This window comes from Bowmanella pacifica, from assembly GCF_014645355.1.
Taxonomy (GTDB): domain Bacteria; phylum Pseudomonadota; class Gammaproteobacteria; order Enterobacterales; family Alteromonadaceae; genus Bowmanella; species Bowmanella pacifica.
The window spans coordinates 95526-112185 of record NZ_BMLS01000004.1 but is presented as its reverse complement, the minus strand read 5'-3'; the positions used below and the strand labels follow the sequence as shown (position 1 = coordinate 112185).

Here is a 16660-nt window from a genome sequence, read left to right as displayed (position 1 = left end):
TTTGTTAGATTTTTGTAAGTTTACCAGATAATGGCCATTCTCATAAGTGGTCTGAGCCAATAGGATCGCGCGCTTGGCTGATTCTGTCAGCCATTTAGCCCATCCGACCAAATTGTTCACCGGAAGTTCACCCGTTTAAGCAAAGCAGAGCTGAATTTCAGGTCAGTTTGCTGATAAACCTCTTGGTTGAAGAATATTTTCATCTTGGACTGCAACGGTACAATCGCCATCATGCCGCCGTTACGGATGAAGTTCAGTGACTCTCCGATAGAGACGGTATGGCGGTTAAGCTCAGCCAGCAAGGAAAACAGCTTTTCGCTTTCTTGCGCCTGGCTGACAAACAAGATTTGGCAGCGCTGCTGGCTAATCTGTTCTGCGTCCTGCAATTCAATAAGTTTAATGGATCTTTGTTTCACCTGTTGGTCGGGTGAGCTTTTAAATACGTTAGCATGAGCGTAGCCACTTCCTTCTAGAAAACAAAAGTTTACCTGTTGCTGACTGCTCTCATCGGTGAACTGGGTGAAGTTGGCAATATGGAGTAAAAAGGGCGCGCGTAACTGCTCTGAGCTAAAACCCTGCGGCCAGCCCTGGCTTGCCACGAAGAGCGAGGCTACCAGACAGATAGTGAAGATGCGCTGCAATCCCTTTCGTATCATGAACTTTTAGCAATATCTGAGTGTTCCAGCATCCTGACTGGAAACAGAATCTGAAACTCTACGCCATGGCCTTCTTCACTGGTTACAGTGATAGAGCCATTTAGCGCCTGAGTCACCAGGTTGTACACTAAGTGCATACCTAATCCGCTACCTCCTTGCCCCCTTTTCGTGGTGACAAAGGGGTCAAAAATGCGTTTACACAGATGTTCAGGTATACCTTTACCGTTATCTACATACCTAATGGAGAGCTTGTTATTGCCTTGCATCTCGACCCAAATGTCGATTTGACCTTTCTCCATAAATTCAAAGCCGTGGATCACCGAGTTCATAATCAGGTTAATCATGATCTGGTTAATGGGGCCGGCTTTACTTTCTATGGTTAGATTGGGATCGCAGTGCAACTGAATATCGTGAGGAAGCTTTTTCAGCTTAGGCCGCATGGAAAGCAAAATTTCGTCCATCAACTGCTTAAATGCGAAGGCCCTGGCATTCTCGCTGGTTTGATCCACGGCCACCTGCTTAAAGCTGGAAATCAACTCGGCCGCTCGGTTCAGATTGCGGTAGATAATATTCAGGTTCTCTTCCCCTTCCTTGAGGAATTTGGCCAAGGCACTGGCTTTCAGGTTCTTGTTCTCAAAGTCTTTCTGCAGTTGAGTTAATCTGTCCAGCATCATGGTTGAGGCTGTTACTCCTAAACCTATAGGGGTATTCACCTCGTGGGCGACACCGGCAACCATGTCACCCAGGGACGCCATTTTTTCGTTTTGTACAATCTGACGCTGAAACTGGTGCAATTTCTCTAGGGTTTGGATCAGCTCTTTATTGGCCTCTTTTAACGCTGTGGTGCGCTGGCCGACTTTCTCTTCCAGACTTAGGTTAAGCCGCCGATATTCCTCCTCAGCCAGCTCCTGTCGTTCTATATGCTGTTGAATAGTTGCCAGCATGTCGTTGAATGCGCTGCCTAAAATATCCAGCTCTTTGAGGCTGGAGGCTTTTGCACGACTGGAATATTCCTTCTGATGAGAAATTTGCTGGACCAGATAGACCAGCTCTTCGATGGGGTGGGTCACTGAGCGCTGCAAACGCAGGGTCAGCAAAAAACTGAGCATAAGTGCCAGTAATAATACCGAGCAGGTGATGAGTATGGTGTTTAACGTCAGCTTGTTAAGGGCGTCAATAGAGGCGCGGATATAGGTATAACCGACTCTGTCGCCTTCCAGGGTAACCGGCATCATATATTCAAGAGCATCGGCACCAAAAGTCGGCGTAGCCAGCTTTTCAGTCTGCCCGAACATGGCCCGCACCGGGGCCTGTCCCGTTTTGTTATAACTGGCGAAAAACTCCAGTTCATTGGCCGGGTTGAGCTTGTAGATATGTACGTTATTGATAAAGGCTGCGGCAGATAACGCCTGTAAGTTTTGCTCTTCGGTAACGTTGTCGTTAAAAACGATGCCGCTGGCGGCGTTGGTGCTGATCAGTTCTGCGAAGGTTTCCACTTCATTGATCATCTCTTCCTTGTAGTTACTGATTTGAACGTACAAGGAAATACTTGAAGCCAGGAGCAATGCTGCCGTAGTGATTGACATCACTACCCAGATGAACAGACTTTTTATGGATAGAACCCGTTTTTGTTCAGCCATGCGCTTGTGATTCAGTTCTGACTTGTAGTTGTTGTTACTCGATCAAGCTTATCACCATATTGATACAATCTTTTGAAAAATGAAAATATTTACTTAGTAGCGAATCGCTTCCAGCAGATCCTGCTCACTCATATTCAACTGTGCCGAGAGACTTTTTAAACGCATTTTCTGGTGGATGCGCTGGGCATCCGTGGTGGCCGGTGTTTGCAAATCAGCAAAATCACTTAAGCATACGCAGAGCAGCTGTTTGACCGCTTTACCCTGCGGCTCGCTAAGGCTAACCTGTTTGTAAATAAGGTGGGGGCAAGGCTGGGTGCGTGCCGGGTCCTGTAAACATTGTTCGGGCAAGGCATGAACGGCAGAACTTAGCAGCACGCTGAGTAAAAGAAGGCTTTTCACCTGAGACATCCGTTTACCTACCCAACGACTGACAATGTTGATACAGCGCCTGGTAATTCAGGGCCGCGTCATACCAGGTGAATTTCTGGCGCATCGCGCGCTTTTGCATCTGGATAAAGTGCTCGGGATATTCATGATAAAACAGCATGGCGCGCCTGACACAGTTAAGTAGGGCAGAACTATCAGGGGCTTCAAATATAAAGCCTGTCGCCTGCTCGGGTAAGGTTTGTAGATCTAATACTGTATCGCGCAGTCCACCTACGGCCCGGACTATCGGAATAGTGCCATAGGCCAGGCTGTACATCTGGTTTAATCCGCAAGGTTCAAATAACGACGGCATCAGGAAAAAGTCACTACCGGCTTCCAGCAAGTGGGCCATACGAGTGCTGAAGTCATTGCGAAATACCAGTTTGTCAGGGAATTGCGCCGCATTAAACTGCAACACATCGCTGATAACCGGGTCGCCGGTGCCTATTACTAGTACTTGCACATTGTGTTGTAACAACTGATTCAGCACCGGCAGCAAATAGCCAAACCCCTTTTGTTCGGTCAGCCGACACAGCATACCGATAAGGGGAACACCGGGCTTGTCCGGTAAGCCGACTTCCTTTTGTAATGCTTGTTTGCACAGGCCTTTCCCCGACAGAGACTCACCGGTGTAGTTGGCGGGAATGTGTTTGTCGGTGGCCGGATCCCACTGTTGGTAATCGCAGCCATTGAGTATGCCGCTGACGTCTTCGGCGCGCTGCTGAAACTCATGGTAGAGACTGTGGGAGCCGAGCGGTGTTAACAGCTCTTTGGCGTAGTTAGGGCTTACCGCATTAATCTTGTCGGCAAACTGAATCCCGGTTTTGAGGAAGTTCAGATTGCCCTGGCTGTCAATTTGCGCCGCGAGCTCGCCGTGAGGGCGTAAAAAACTGATATCCGCAAAGCGATGCACGCCCTGATAGGCGCCATTGTGAATGGTCAGTAAGGTGCGGGTTTGGGCAAAAAAGCCGCTTTGGTCACGCTTAATAAAATAGGGACAAAGCGCTGTGTGCCAGTCATTGCAGTGTACTACATCGGGCTGAAAGTCCACTGCTTGCGCGGTATGCAAGGCCGCCTTGGAGAAAAATGCAAAGCGTTCTGCATTGTCGCCAAAGGCCTCATAGCCATCTGAGTAAAGACCGGCGCGATGGAAATAGTCGGGGTAGTCGACACAGTAGACCGGCACGGTTTCCAGTTCCAGCCGTTTGATATTAAAACGATAGTCTTTGTCGCCGGCCTGCAGTTGTTGCTCATTGGTGAGATTGGGCAGTTTGAATTTGTCGGCTAATTGCTTGTAGTAAGGTTTGACTATCCGGACATCATGGCCAAGGGCCTTCAAAGCAATAGGCAGTGATTTTGCCACATCGGCCAAGCCGCCGGTTTTCGCCAAATCTTCCACTTCAGAGACGACAAAGAGTATTTTCATTCAAATCCAACCTTCATGCCTTTGGCTATGACGGTCAATCCCTCGTCGGTAATGGTCAGGCCTCGAGCCTTATCCTGCTGGGGATTGACGCCAATTTCGGTGCCGGGCGCAATACTCACTCCTTTGTCGGCAATAACGCGATTCAGGTAGCTGCCGGCGCCAATATGCGCTTTGCCGAGGATAACGCATTCATGCAGTCTTGAACCAGCCCCCAGATGCACATTAAAACCCAGTACCGAACGTTCAACTCTTGCGCCGACGATTTTACAGCCGGAAGAGACAATAGAGTTAAGGATGCTGGCGTGATGTCCACCTTCATCGGCAAATATTCGCGCCGAGGGCACAGGTGGGTGGAAGCTGCGCAGCGGCCACTTTTCGTTATTCAGCTCAAATTGGGGCTCGCAGGCCAGTAAGTCCATATGCGCTTCCCAGAATGAATACAGGGTGCCGACATCCCGCCAATAATGACTATGGATTTCGCCGGGTATAGTATTTTGAGTGAAGTCATAGACCTGAACCTGCTTGTCCTTGTAAAGCTTAGGAATAATGTCGTGACCAAAATCATGGCTGGAGAGCTTGTCCTCGGCGTCCGCATACAGGCTTTTGTAGAGCACCTGGGCGTCAAACACGTAGTTGCCCATTGAAACCAGGGCCATATTGGGATTGTCGGGTAAGGGCTTGGGGGTGGCGGGTTTCTCCTCAAAACCTGTCATGCGGAAGTTCTCATCCACTTCTATGACCCCGAACCTATGCGCTTCACTAATAGGTACGCGAGTGGCGCATACCGTCAGCGCCGCGCCGCTTTTTTCGTGATAGCGCACCATCTGCCGCACATTCATTTTGTAAATGTGATCACTGCCGAAGATACATACATTGTCCGGGTCGTGCTGTTCAATCAGACGAATATTCTGATAAATGGCATCAGCGGTACCCTCATACCAGCGTTTTCCCATGCGCATTTGTGCCGGTATGGCGTCAATAAAGTTGCCGGTCAAGCCTGATAAATACCAGGCCTGGCGCAAGTGAATGTTCAGTGATTGGGATTTGAACTGGGTGAGCAGATAAATCTTCAGCAGATCAGAATTAACAAAGTTGTTTAAAACCAGATCTACCAACCTCAGGCCTCCTGCAAAAGGCACCGCGGGTTTAGTCCGGCTCTGGGTTAAGGGGAATAAACGCGTGCCGGCGCCGCCAGCGAGGATCATTGCGAGGGTTCGTGCCATGGTATCTCCATCGTCCGGTTGGATAAAACTGCACTTTGCCCATGTCAGCCCAAGGTGGCAGAAAACGTCCTGTAACTACAAAACCCACCATGGCAGCCGACCAGACTCAGATTAGGAGTATAGACAAAGTCGCCAAGCGGCAAAGCGCAGCTGTCATTATTTCAAGCAAGAAATGCCCGAAATGGAGAGGTACCGACGACGGTGCGCAGATGGCTCTGTCCCTGAGCTAAACTTCCCTGGAAACTGCGTCACGTCAGGCCGATATACGAAGCGTTGGTCTGCTTAGTCTGGATAACCGAAAACGCTGCTCGTTGATCTGTTGCAACAGGGCGTCCCTTTCCAATTCATGAAAATAGCGAAACTCCGGTTCTTCGCGAATCAACTCATTGCAAAGATCCACCCTTAACTCCAGTTCGCAGATATTGTTTTCAATGGCCTTAACGGTGGCGCTCTGACCGAACCTGAAAGGGACAAGAAGTGCATCTGACATGTGGATTTCCTCCAAGAAACGACAGGATCTGTGTCGTGCCGCTTTTACTGCAATCAAGTTCAATGCCAAAGCCTGTATGGCTGGCTTGGCATTTTGGCAAATGGCCAGACAATCAAAGGCCTGCAGCCTAGCCAAGGGCTATGACAATTTGATTAATGACGGATGAAAATCTGGTGAAAGGCGTGAATTGTGCGGTGGTAGGGCAGTGCCGCACCAAATCGGTGCGGCCTGTGAATTTAACGTTGGCAGCCGTATACCCTGAATTTAGGTGTATCGGCTAACCATTGTACCTGACCGAAACTTTTCTCCAGCAGCGGCGGATACTTCAGGAAGCTGTTCGCCACCATATATAAGCGGGCATTAGGGCTCATTTTGGCTGGAACCTGACGGATAAAGTCTTCGCTTACCTGGTAGTCGGTTTGCAGGCCAGTGTGAAAAGGCGGGTTGGTGTAGACAGCGGAAAACGGTCCTTTCAGTTCGTTTAAGCCATGGCTGGCGATAACGTCTGCCTGAACACCGTTGTCCTCGGCACTTAGCTTGGCGCAGTAGAGTGCCAGGGCGCTGACATCAGACATCACCACCTTGGTATCTGGATTAAGTTTACCCAGATAACAGCCAATAACACCGGCGCCGCAGCCAAAGTCCAGCACCTGACCGCCTGGCACTTTAGTGACCTGTTCCAGTAATAAACGGGTAGCAGGATCCAGGCTGCCCTGACTGAAAACGCCGGGCAGAAAGCTGATGGTTAGACTTTGGTTTGCTACTTTCAGCTCGGTTTTTTTCAGCCACTGCGTAAGGCTGAATGCCTTGGTAGGTTTATCTAAAATCGCCCCAAACAAAGCGCAGTGGCGGGCTGAGTCGAGCTTATTGCAATGCTCTGCGTAACCCGCTAATAGCTTGGGCGCACTTTTAACGCCGCCTTTGTTGTCACCTACCAGCAGCATCTGACCGCCCGGCACCAGGCAATGGGCCAGGTTAGCGATGAGCATTTGTGCTTGTTCCTTGGCCTTGGGCATGTAAATTACAATGCCATCAAATTTGGCTTCACAAGGGTAATCCGGGCCAAAATGGTGTTGCTGCTCGCCTGTACTTTGGCAGGCCTGCTGGTAAATATCGAAATACTGATGGAAACCGAACAAAGCAGCCTCGCCCAGTTCGCGGAAAATCTGCGCGTCCTCGGGGTTAACCAGCAACCAGCGGCCCTGACTAAAGTGCTCGGCATTTCTTAGCAATAATTGACTGGGGGCGCTTAGCATCAGGCGATCCTCTCAAACATCAAATCCCACACTCCATGCCCCAGGCGGTGGCCGCGTTGTTCAAACTTGGTCAGGGGGCGAAAATCCGGTCTTGGCACGTAATCCTGGCTGACAGATTGGTTGTTATAACCTTTGGCCTGGCTCATAACCTCCAGCATATGCTCGGCGTAGTTTTCCCAATCGGTAGCCATATGCCATACCCCGCCGATGGCGAGTTTCTGACGCACCTTCTGAGCAAATTCGGGCTGTACGATACGGCGTTTATGGTGACGGGCTTTATGCCAGGGATCCGGGAAGTACAATTGCATACGGGCCAGGCTGGCATCTGGAATACACTGCGCCAGTACTTCCACCGCGTCATGTTCAAAAACGCGCAGATTCTTAAGACCCGCAGCTTCGGCATCTGCCAGACAGGCACCAATGCCAGGGCGGTGTACTTCGATACCGATAAAATCTTTATCCGGCTCGGCGGCGGCCATTTCTACCAGCGACTTACCCATACCAAAACCGATTTCCAGTACCACCGGCGCCTGGCGGCCAAATACTTGGCTAAAGTCCAGCATGCCATTGTCGACACTCAGCCCCATGCTTGGCCAGTTTGCCTCAATAGCGCGTGCCTGGCCTTTGGTTAAACGCCCCTCGCGTTTAACGAAGCTGCGAATTTGGCGAAGATAAACCCCTTCTTTTTCGGGTTGTGGGTTTTGCTGATCACTCATACTGTTTATCTCTGCTGTAAATGGCGTGCCGCCTGGCTGAAAAAAGGGCGCGTATTATGCCTTGTTGGTTAAGCAATATCCATGTATTAGGCAAGGCGCTGAGCAAGTTCTGCGGCCAGCAATTGGGGCTGTTCCAAAGGCAACATATGACCGGCATCAGCAAATACCTTCAGGCTGGCCTGAGGGATGCCCTGATGCATGGCCTGCATCTTACTTAGTTGTGCCACCTGGTCTTGCTCGGCGGCAATGATATAAATGGGGAAAGGCGCCTTGGCCAGGGCTGGGGTGAGATCCGGCCGGTTTGATGCGGCCATCAAATGATACTTCAGCACCGACGCGCCCAAGTCTTGCTCCATCTCCCTGATGGTCTGCTCGGCCATCTGACGGTTAGGGCTGTGCGGATGTACCATCATACTCAGCCGTTCGTTTGACATAGGGCGGAATTGGCCTTTTTCCAGAGCGTTGATAATAAGTTGGCGCTGTTTAAGTTCGCGCTCTTCAAGCCCTGCCGAGCAAAAGCCTATTAAGGTCAGTGAGGCGATTTGTTGGGGATGAGCCAGGGCGAAGCGACTGGCCAGATAGCCGCCCATGGAAAACGCCACCAGGTGCACCTTGTCCTCGCCCACCGCATGCTGGCTCAGGCCATCCATTTGCTCCAGGGTCTCGGCCCATTGCAGGGGCACGTAACGGCGCTCGTGAATATGCATTTCACGCCATAATGGCAGCCATAACCTTTCATCACATTGGGTACCGGGAAAGAAGACAACGGGAAAAGAATGCATCATGGGCTTGAGGTATGGTGTGATTTGCTTGCTATCATAGCAGCTTGAACGAATTGAGCAGTAATCAGGATCTTTGCTTGTCTTCTACCCCTATTCAGTTTGCCGATAAAATTCTGGCCTGGTTTGATGTGCATGGTCGTAAAGATCTGCCCTGGCAGCAGAGTAAGACCCCATATTCGGTATGGGTGTCGGAAATTATGCTGCAGCAAACCCAGGTCACCACAGTGATCCCTTTTTACCAGCGTTTTATGGCGCGCTTCCCCGATGTACAAAGTCTGGCGGATGCACCTCAGGATGAAGTACTGCACCACTGGGCCGGCCTTGGCTATTACGCCAGGGCGCGCAATCTGCAAAAAGCCGCCCAGCAGGTGCGGGACCAGTATCAGGGGCAGTTCCCAACTTCTTTGGATGCCATGATGGCATTGCCGGGTATTGGTCGCTCCACAGCGGCGGCTATTTTGTCGCTGGCCTGTGGGCAGAGTCATGCCATTTTGGACGGTAACGTTAAGCGGGTGTTGGGCCGTTACGCCGCCATCAGCGGCTGGCCGGGGGAGAAAAAAGTGGAAAATCAGCTGTGGGAATTGGCTGAGCAGCTTACCCCGGTCAGCAGAACCGGCGATTATACCCAGGCCATGATGGATATGGGCGCTACCTTATGTACCCGCAGTAAGCCTAAATGTGGTGAGTGCCCGGTTGCGGCTGATTGTGCCGCCAACGCTCTGGGCAGACCGACGGATTTCCCCGGTAAGAAAGCTAAAAAAGCCATCCCTGTGCGTAACACTATTATGTTGCTGCCCAAATGGCAGGAACAGGTGCTGATATATAAACGCCCGCCGGCCGGCTTATGGGGCGGACTATGGGGATTTTTTGAGGTGGAACAGGACAGTGATATTGCTGAAAAAGCCAGAACGCTGGGCCTGACCGACTTTCGCCTGACGGAAATACCGGGCTTTCGCCATACCTTCAGCCATTTCCATTTGGATATACGGCCCATGCTGCTGGAATTGACAAACGCACCTCAGGCGCAAGAAGTGCAAGAGCAGCCATTGCTTTGGTATAACCTGGATAATCCCGCCAACGTGGGATTGGCCGCGCCAACCAAAGCGCTTTTTAGTACACTGCAACAAAAATAGCACCCACGCGGCCCGATGCCGCTTTGCGAGAGAGGATAGTATGAGTCGCACGGTTTATTGTCAGTACCTGAAAAAAGATGCCGATGGTCTGGATTTTCAGCTCTATCCCGGGGAACTGGGCAAGCGCATCTTTGACAATATTTGCAAAGAAGCCTGGGCGCTGTGGCAAAAAAAACAGACCATGCTGATTAATGAGAAGAAGCTCAATATGATGAATGCTGATGATCGTCGCTTTTTGGAACAGCAAATGGTGCAGTTTCTGTTTGAAGGCAAAGACGTGGAAATCGAAGGCTACGTGCCTCCCAGCGCCTAAAGTGGGACAGCGTTAAAGGATAAACAACGGATAACGAGCATAAACTCAGCGCTTTGGTTGATTTCTATTCATTTGAACAAGAAAGGCAATAAAAGTGCAAAAAAGGAGTTGACTTAGTATGCCGGAATCCGTTTAATACGCACCCACAACGGCACGGCCAGAAAGGCCGGTCAGTTAACCGAATTTGCCCAGATAGCTCAGTCGGTAGAGCAGGGGATTGAAAATCCCCGTGTCGGTGGTTCGATTCCGCCTCTGGGCACCATCCTAGTAAAGAAAAAGCCCCGGTCTATGACCGGGGCTTTTTCTTTATGGCTGTGCCAGAGACTCTCACCCGGCTAAGTGCCGAGTTCGATTGCAAAGTGCCTCCCTGCACTTTGCCCTGCGGGCCATCCTCCGGATGTCCAAGATTGCTCCTGGCAATCTTGTCCGCCTCTAACATCTGCGATCTGATCAACCTTCAGCTATAAAGGGGCCTTTTGTTTTATGCGCTCCATAAGGTGGATGAGAACCACCGCGGTTCGACAAATTTGTCGGGAACAAGTTTGAACATCGGAGGTACGACGATGGCCCGCAGGGTGGAGAGCAGGGAGCTCGGAATACAAAAATGCCTGGAGCATTTTTGGACGCCCGGAGGGCGGGCCTTTAGGCCGAGTCCCAGGGATGGGGCGAGCATTCCGCCTCAATAACCCTTCAACTGCCCAATTAACTATTTTGACCGGGGCTTTTTCTTTATGGCTGCGCCAAAGACTCTCACCCGGCTATGGGCCGGGTTCGATTGCAAAGTGCCTCCCTGCACTTTGCCCTGCGGGCCATCCTGCGGATGTTCAAGATTGCTCCTGGCAATCTTGTCCGCCTCTAATATCTGCGATCTGATCAACCTTCAGTAGTTAGGCCGAGTCCCAGGGATGGGGCGAGCATTCCGCCTTGTTTGGCATACATCCAATAGCGCGACAAACCGGGGCTTTTTCTTTATGGCTGTGCCAGAGACTCTCACCCGGCTAAGGGCCGGGATTGCAAAGTCCTGTAAGTGACTTGCCTGGACAAAGCGGTTCAACTATCAGACGCAGATTTTTACAAATTCCAACGCGCTTGGACATCTTCGCTACAGGCCGCTCACAGACCTTTTATTGAATAGGCTGCACACTGTCTCCCACACATAAGGAGACACGCTATGTTAAAACCTGTTTTATATTCACTGATGTTATTGGCGAGTGCGCCAGTGCTGGCGGAAAGCCAAAGCTCCCCTCACAGTATTGGCCTGACCTTGGGTGGCGGCAGTGCCAAGTTTAAAGGCTCGAAAGAGGATGGGAATGGGGTGGGGCATTTTTACCTTTATTACCATTACAACCTGAACGAGCAGTTTGGTGTGGAAGCTGGCGTTATTGGCGGCGCGGAGGCGAGTAACTGGGATTGCAAGAAAATTGATCGGGATAATGTCGAGTGCAGCAACAACCGTAAACCCATATTTGGTATAGGTGCCGACGATCTGGAGTATTCGAGCCTGGTGATGGCAGGGACGGCCAAGTTCCCACTAAGTGAGCGCAACAGCATCTACGGTAAGTTGGGGTTGCAGTATTTTGACTATGAACTGAGCAGTGATAAGACCAAATTAGCAGACGACTCAGGTGTGGGTCTGTACCTTGAGGCGGGCTGGCAATATCGCTGGGACAGTGGTTGGGGAATGAATGTAGGGTTGAAACACATTCCTATGGATGATCTGAAAATGAACAGTATGGATGTGGGAGTGAGTTACCGCTTCTGATTAAAAAGGCCTGTAAAACAGGCCTTTTTTTATCTCATGTCAGCGCGTTTGAATGCGCTTCACGCCTTGTTGCCATTGGCTATATAGCGCGTCTCTTTTATCCTTCGACATTTTAGGGCTAAAGGCTTTATCCAGTTGCCAGCGTTTGGCGATATCCTCCAACGAGTCATAAATACCGGCTTGCAACCCGGCCAGGTAGGCAACACCCAATACTGTGGTTTCATTTACCTTACTGCGCTGTACTTCACCGCCCAACATGTCGGCTAGAAACTGCATCAGCCAATCGTTTTTTACCATGCCGCCGTCCACCTTGAGGCTGACCGGGCGCACACCGTCTGCCTCCATGGCTTTTTGCAGATCTTTGGTTTGATAACACACCGACTGCAAACCGGCACTGACAATCTCTTTAATGCCGGTATCCCGGGTCAGGCCCAAAATGGCGCCTCTGGCATCGGGATCCCAATAAGGTGCGCCCAGGCCGGTAAAGGCCGGCACTAATAAGACCCCATGATTAATATCCACCTCGCGGGCCAGTTGTTCTGACTCGCCGGCTTGTTCAATCAGATGTAAGCCATCCCGTAGCCATTGGATGGTGGCGCCGGCCATAAAAATACTGCCTTCAAGGGCATAAGTGGGTTTGCCGTTAAGTCGGTAGGCTAGGGTGGTGAGCAGGCGATTCTTTGAATGCAGCGCTTTTTCGCCCGTGTTGAGCATTAAAAAGCAGCCGGTGCCATAGGTGCTTTTGGCCATGCCGGTTTGAAAACAGCATTGTCCTACTAATGCGGCTTGCTGGTCCCCTGCTATAGCCAGGATAGGAATTGCACCACCAAACCATTGTGGGTCTACTTCGCCATAATGGTATGCCGAGTCCTGTACTTGCGGCAGCAGGCTGGTGGGAATATCAAAGAGTTCTAGTAACTCCGGGTCCCATTTTTGCTGGTGGATCTCGAATAACAAGGTACGGGATGCGTTGGTGGCATCGGTGGCATGTACCTTGCCATCGGTTAACTTCCAAAGCAGGTAACAGTCCACGGTGCCAAACAGTAGCTGGCCTTGTTCGGCTTTTTGTTTGGCGTCTGGCACATTATCGAGGATCCAGCGTATTTTACTGGCGCAAAAATAAGGGTCCAGCAGCAGTCCGGTTTTCTTCTGTAGTTTTTCTTCCAGTGTTGGATCGGATTCGGCCAATTTCTGGCAGTAGTCGGCGGTGCGTCTGTCTTGCCAGACAATAGCCGGGTAGATGGGCTCGCCGCTTTGTTTATCCCAAATCAGCGTGGTTTCCCGCTGATTGGTGATAGCCAGGCCAATAATGTCCGTGGCTTTCAGTTGGTTTTCCTTTAGCAACTGGCGGCAACAGTCCAAAACTGTATGCCATAAGTCTCTGGGGTTATGTTCTACCCAGCTTGGCTTTGGATAATGCTGGGTAAAATCCCTTTGCACCATATCCTTGATGCATCCTTGAGTGTCTACCAATACAGCCCTGGAACTGGTGGTGCCTTGATCAACGGCAAGCAAATAGCGGCTCATTGTGTTTCCTGTCAATCTGGTTGTCATAACCATATGCGAGTAGGGCGCGAATTGCACCCTGATGGATTGTCACTGAGTATTGATCTGGATACATTGAGGGTCTGTACCGGGCTTAATGTAAAAGGAATGGCCGGTGGATAAATATGACCTGTTAGTGGTAGGCGGCGGTATTAATGGCGTTGGCATTGCTGCCGATGCGGCCGGGCGTGGCTTGTCGGTTTTGTTATGTGAGCAGCAGGACCTGGGTTGGGCCACCTCGTCCTCCAGCAGCAAACTAATTCACGGTGGTTTACGTTATCTTGAGCAGTACGAATTTCGCCTGGTGCATCATGCCCTGGCCGAGCGCGAAGTACTGCTTAAAAATGCCCCGCATATTATCCGGCCGCTGCGTTTTCGCCTGCCGCATCGGCCTCATTTACGTCCGGCCTGGATGATTCGCACCGGCTTGTTTTTATATGACCATCTGGCCAGCAGGGTGAGTCTGCCGGCCTCTGCCAGAGTTAAAATGGATGAGCAAAGTCCATTGCTGCCAGATATAGACACCTGCTTTGAGTATTCCGATGGTTGGGTGGACGACGCCAGGCTGGTGAGTTTAGTTGCCCAACAGGCGCGTAATCGTGGCGCCGTGATTTTGCCTAGAACCCGCTGCACTGCAGCAAGACGGCAAAATGGCGTATGGCGCACAGAGCTGACTGATTTATCAGGGCAGATACGAGAAGTGTGTGCCCAAACCCTGGTGAATGCCGCTGGCCCCTGGGTTGGGCGCTTTTTACAAGACGGGGTGAAGGAGCACACACAGAACTCCATTCGGCTGGTGCAGGGCAGTCATATTATTGTGCCACGGGTTAACGACCAATCTTATGCGTACATTTTGCAGCATACCGATGGACGGATAGTTTTTGTTATCCCCTATGAACAGCAATTTTCGCTGATTGGCACCACCGAAGTGGACTATCAGGGGGATCCGGGAAAGGTACAGATTAGTCAGGGTGAAATTGATTATTTGCTGGGGGTGGTAAACAGCTATTTTAAGGTCAAATTGACCGCTGGGCAGATAGTACATAGTTATTCCGGGGTCAGGCCGTTGCTGGAAGATCATCATGATTCGGCCGGCAAAGTGACCCGTGATTACCGCTTCGAGTTAAGTGCTGAAAGCAGTGGAGCCCCGCTTTTAACCGTATTTGGTGGCAAAATCACCACCTATAGGCGATTAGCCCAGGCCGCGGTAAATAAACTGGCCACTTACTTCCCTGATATGGGCAGACCCTGGACGGCTACTGCGGCGTTGCCGGGTGGGGATTTCGAGCATCTCGACAGCCTTATCAAAGCGTTAGCCGGCACGTGGAGCTGGTTGGATAAAAAGGTACTTGAGCGCTATGCCAAACAATACGGTAGCCTGACTAATGCCCTTTTAGCCGGGTGCCAGAGTATGGCTGATTTAGGTCAGCACTTTGGCCATGGTTTGTATCAAAAAGAAGTGGATTATCTGTGTGAGCAAGAATGGGCGGTAAGCACAGAGGATATTTTATGGCGTCGTACCAAGCTGGGGCTGTATTTTTCATCTGCTCAGCGCCAGCAATTACATGATTATTTGCCAAGCAGGACATAAACAAAACAGGAGTAAGGATGCGATTTAGTCATTTAGTCTGGGGCGTGATTAGCATACTGGCATTTGCGACGGGCGTGTATTGGGGAACCGGACCGCAAGTGGCGTCACCCGTAAACATCATGACCGAGCCTCAAGTGCCAGGCCCGGTTGCTAATGCCGTTCTGCGCCCTGACGCTAATCGGGTTTTAGCTGAACCTGGCACAAGGTCGCTTGAACCTCAAAGTCAGTTCGACATTTATTGGCAGGCCTATCAGGAAGCTGCATCCATGTCTGCGGATGCACTACAGGCTAAGCTCTCGGAGTTGTCTTTTCATCCTGAACGACATTATCGGGACGGCTTGTCCAAAGTCTATTTCAGCCGTCTGGCCAGTTTTAATGCTGCAGGCGCCTTTGAGCTGGCACTGCAACTCTATGGTAAACAACGAACGGCGCATCCAATTCTCGCCAGCGTGGCACATGAGTGGATGTTACAAGCACCTCAGGCATTACTTGCGCGTATTGATGATATTACCGATAAACCGTTGCAAAACCGTCTGCTGATTTCCATTTTGGAGGATCCTGCTACAGAAGCATTGCTTGATTCACAGCAGATCCTGGCCAGGCTGCCTTTGCAATATCGCCGGGCCATGGAACTTAGAGTGTCACAGGATGACGAGCCAGCCCAAACCTTCGAACGCTTTTTAACCGGGGACTTCACCGTCAATGAGCGAGAGGCAGGGCTGATGACGGCACTTTACCAATGGAGTGAGAGCGACCCTAATGCCGCTGTGGACAAAGTGCTAACCAGCTTGCCGCAAGCTCAACATAGAAAGTTCCTGAGTCTGATACTAAGGGAATGGGCCTTTCAGTCTCCAATGGAGGCACTGCAACGTGCGGTAACGCTTGAGCGGGGTAACGGGGTGCTTATCTCTGCCGTGCTAGGAAGTATGGCTGAACAAGATGGCAGAGCAGCCATGCAGCAGTATCTGTCTTATAAAGACAGGCTACCCTCGTCATCAGTGCAGGAGCTTTTAGGCAGTTGGGCTATGCACGATGTCAGTGGTGCGCTTGCCTACGTTGAGCAAGAAGGCGGCTGGATAAATAGGAAGCATATGTCCACCATGATGATGTGGTATGCACAGCAGCAGCCTGCTGAGGCGTTACAGTGGGCCGAAGAGCAACAGCTACCGCCGTCTATTATGCAGAACCTGGCGCAACAGTTGGTGAGCGTGTCACTGCCACAGGCAGAAGCAATGCTTGAACAAAGTGGTAGTCAGCAGGTTCGTGACAGTCTTATCGAGCATATTGCCGAAACAAAATTGGAAATGGGGTTTGAGCAGGCAAGCACCTGGTTACAGGCCCGCATCCCAGTGGAACAAGCGCAGGAAAGAAAAGCGAACTTGCTCAATAAGTTTGCGTACCGTAATCCGGCTCAAGCGGCCGAATATGTGACACAATTTGAAAAGCCAGATGCACGGCTTGTTTCTCGTATTGCCGGGCTATGGGCTGAGAGGGATTTACCTGCGGCCAGAGGCTGGGTCATGTCTTTGCCGCCGGGCGATGTGAAAGACAGGGCAATTGGCGGGTATTTGTCTGAACTAACGGCGGGCCAGCTTGATGATGTTCCCTTACTTTTGGAACAAGTTAGCAATCAGAGCTATCGTCAACGCCTGCAAAAGCGTATCAATAAAGGGTAGCCAGCTCCTAGCGATAGCAGGAGCT

Annotated in this window: 15 protein-coding genes and 1 tRNA gene; 6 read left to right on the top strand and 10 right to left on the bottom strand. The window is 50.9% G+C overall.

What is annotated here, in order from left to right:
• Positions 1-116: 116 nt before the first annotated feature.
• The 9 genes from IEX02_RS13320 to IEX02_RS13280 form a co-directional block, all read right to left on the bottom strand.
• Positions 117-656 carry a YfiR family protein gene (locus IEX02_RS13320; protein ID WP_188696032.1) on the bottom strand — a complete coding sequence of 180 codons (540 nt, stop codon included), beginning with the start codon at positions 654-656 and terminating at the stop codon, positions 117-119.
• Positions 653-2296, bottom strand: a complete 1644-nt coding sequence (locus tag IEX02_RS13315) for an ATP-binding protein (protein ID WP_188696029.1) — start codon at positions 2294-2296, stop codon at positions 653-655. The genes IEX02_RS13320 and IEX02_RS13315 overlap by 4 nt, the downstream gene beginning before the upstream one ends.
• Before the next feature lie 93 nt (positions 2297-2389).
• Complete coding sequence (locus tag IEX02_RS13310; RefSeq protein WP_188696026.1) at positions 2390-2695, bottom strand: hypothetical protein; 306 nt, start codon at positions 2693-2695, stop codon at positions 2390-2392.
• Between the two features lie 13 nt (positions 2696-2708).
• Complete coding sequence (glgA, locus tag IEX02_RS13305; RefSeq protein WP_188696023.1) at positions 2709-4148, bottom strand: glycogen synthase GlgA; 1440 nt, start codon at positions 4146-4148, stop codon at positions 2709-2711.
• Complete coding sequence (gene glgC, locus IEX02_RS13300; protein WP_188696021.1) at positions 4145-5371, bottom strand: glucose-1-phosphate adenylyltransferase; 1227 nt, start codon at positions 5369-5371, stop codon at positions 4145-4147. The genes glgA and glgC overlap by 4 nt, the downstream gene beginning before the upstream one ends.
• 253 nt (positions 5372-5624) lie before the next feature.
• Positions 5625-5861, bottom strand: a complete 237-nt coding sequence (locus IEX02_RS13295) for a hypothetical protein (protein WP_188696018.1) — start codon at positions 5859-5861, stop codon at positions 5625-5627.
• Between the two features lie 236 nt (positions 5862-6097).
• Complete coding sequence (locus IEX02_RS13290; RefSeq protein WP_188696016.1) at positions 6098-7117, bottom strand: methyltransferase; 1020 nt, start codon at positions 7115-7117, stop codon at positions 6098-6100.
• Positions 7117-7833 carry a tRNA (guanosine(46)-N7)-methyltransferase TrmB gene (gene trmB, locus IEX02_RS13285; protein ID WP_188696013.1) on the bottom strand — a complete coding sequence of 239 codons (717 nt, stop codon included), beginning with the start codon at positions 7831-7833 and terminating at the stop codon, positions 7117-7119. Before trmB ends, IEX02_RS13290 begins: the two co-directional genes overlap by 1 nt.
• 86 nt (positions 7834-7919) lie before the next feature.
• Entirely contained in the window at positions 7920-8618 is a 699-nt protein-coding gene (locus IEX02_RS13280; protein ID WP_188696011.1) for an alpha/beta fold hydrolase, read from the bottom strand.
• 74 nt (positions 8619-8692) lie between these two features.
• Here IEX02_RS13280 and mutY point away from each other — a divergent pair, with 74 nt between their 5' ends.
• From mutY to IEX02_RS13260, 4 genes are all read left to right on the top strand, one after another.
• Positions 8693-9748, top strand: a complete 1056-nt coding sequence (gene mutY, locus IEX02_RS13275) for an A/G-specific adenine glycosylase (protein ID WP_188696008.1) — start codon at positions 8693-8695, stop codon at positions 9746-9748.
• A 40-nt stretch (positions 9749-9788) separates the two neighbouring features.
• Positions 9789-10061 carry an oxidative damage protection protein gene (locus IEX02_RS13270; RefSeq protein WP_188696005.1) on the top strand — a complete coding sequence of 91 codons (273 nt, stop codon included), beginning with the start codon at positions 9789-9791 and terminating at the stop codon, positions 10059-10061.
• A 186-nt stretch (positions 10062-10247) separates the two neighbouring features.
• Positions 10248-10323, top strand: a tRNA-Phe gene (locus tag IEX02_RS13265).
• Between the two features lie 909 nt (positions 10324-11232).
• On the top strand, positions 11233-11823 hold the full coding sequence (locus tag IEX02_RS13260) for a porin family protein (RefSeq protein ID WP_188696002.1): 591 nt from the start codon (positions 11233-11235) through the stop codon (positions 11821-11823).
• Between the two features lie 39 nt (positions 11824-11862).
• Here the strand turns inward: IEX02_RS13260 and glpK are convergent, their stop codons facing one another.
• Positions 11863-13350, bottom strand: coding sequence for a glycerol kinase GlpK (gene glpK / locus IEX02_RS13255; RefSeq protein WP_188695999.1), 1488 nt, complete (start codon positions 13348-13350; stop codon positions 11863-11865).
• Between the two features lie 133 nt (positions 13351-13483).
• Between glpK and glpD the strand changes: the two genes are divergently transcribed.
• Entirely contained in the window at positions 13484-14959 is a 1476-nt protein-coding gene (gene glpD / locus IEX02_RS13250; protein ID WP_188695996.1) for a glycerol-3-phosphate dehydrogenase, read from the top strand.
• Positions 14960-14976: 17 nt separating this feature from the next.
• Positions 14977-16635, top strand: a complete 1659-nt coding sequence (locus tag IEX02_RS13245) for a hypothetical protein (protein ID WP_188695993.1) — start codon at positions 14977-14979, stop codon at positions 16633-16635.
• The last annotated feature ends 25 nt before the right edge of the window (positions 16636-16660 follow it).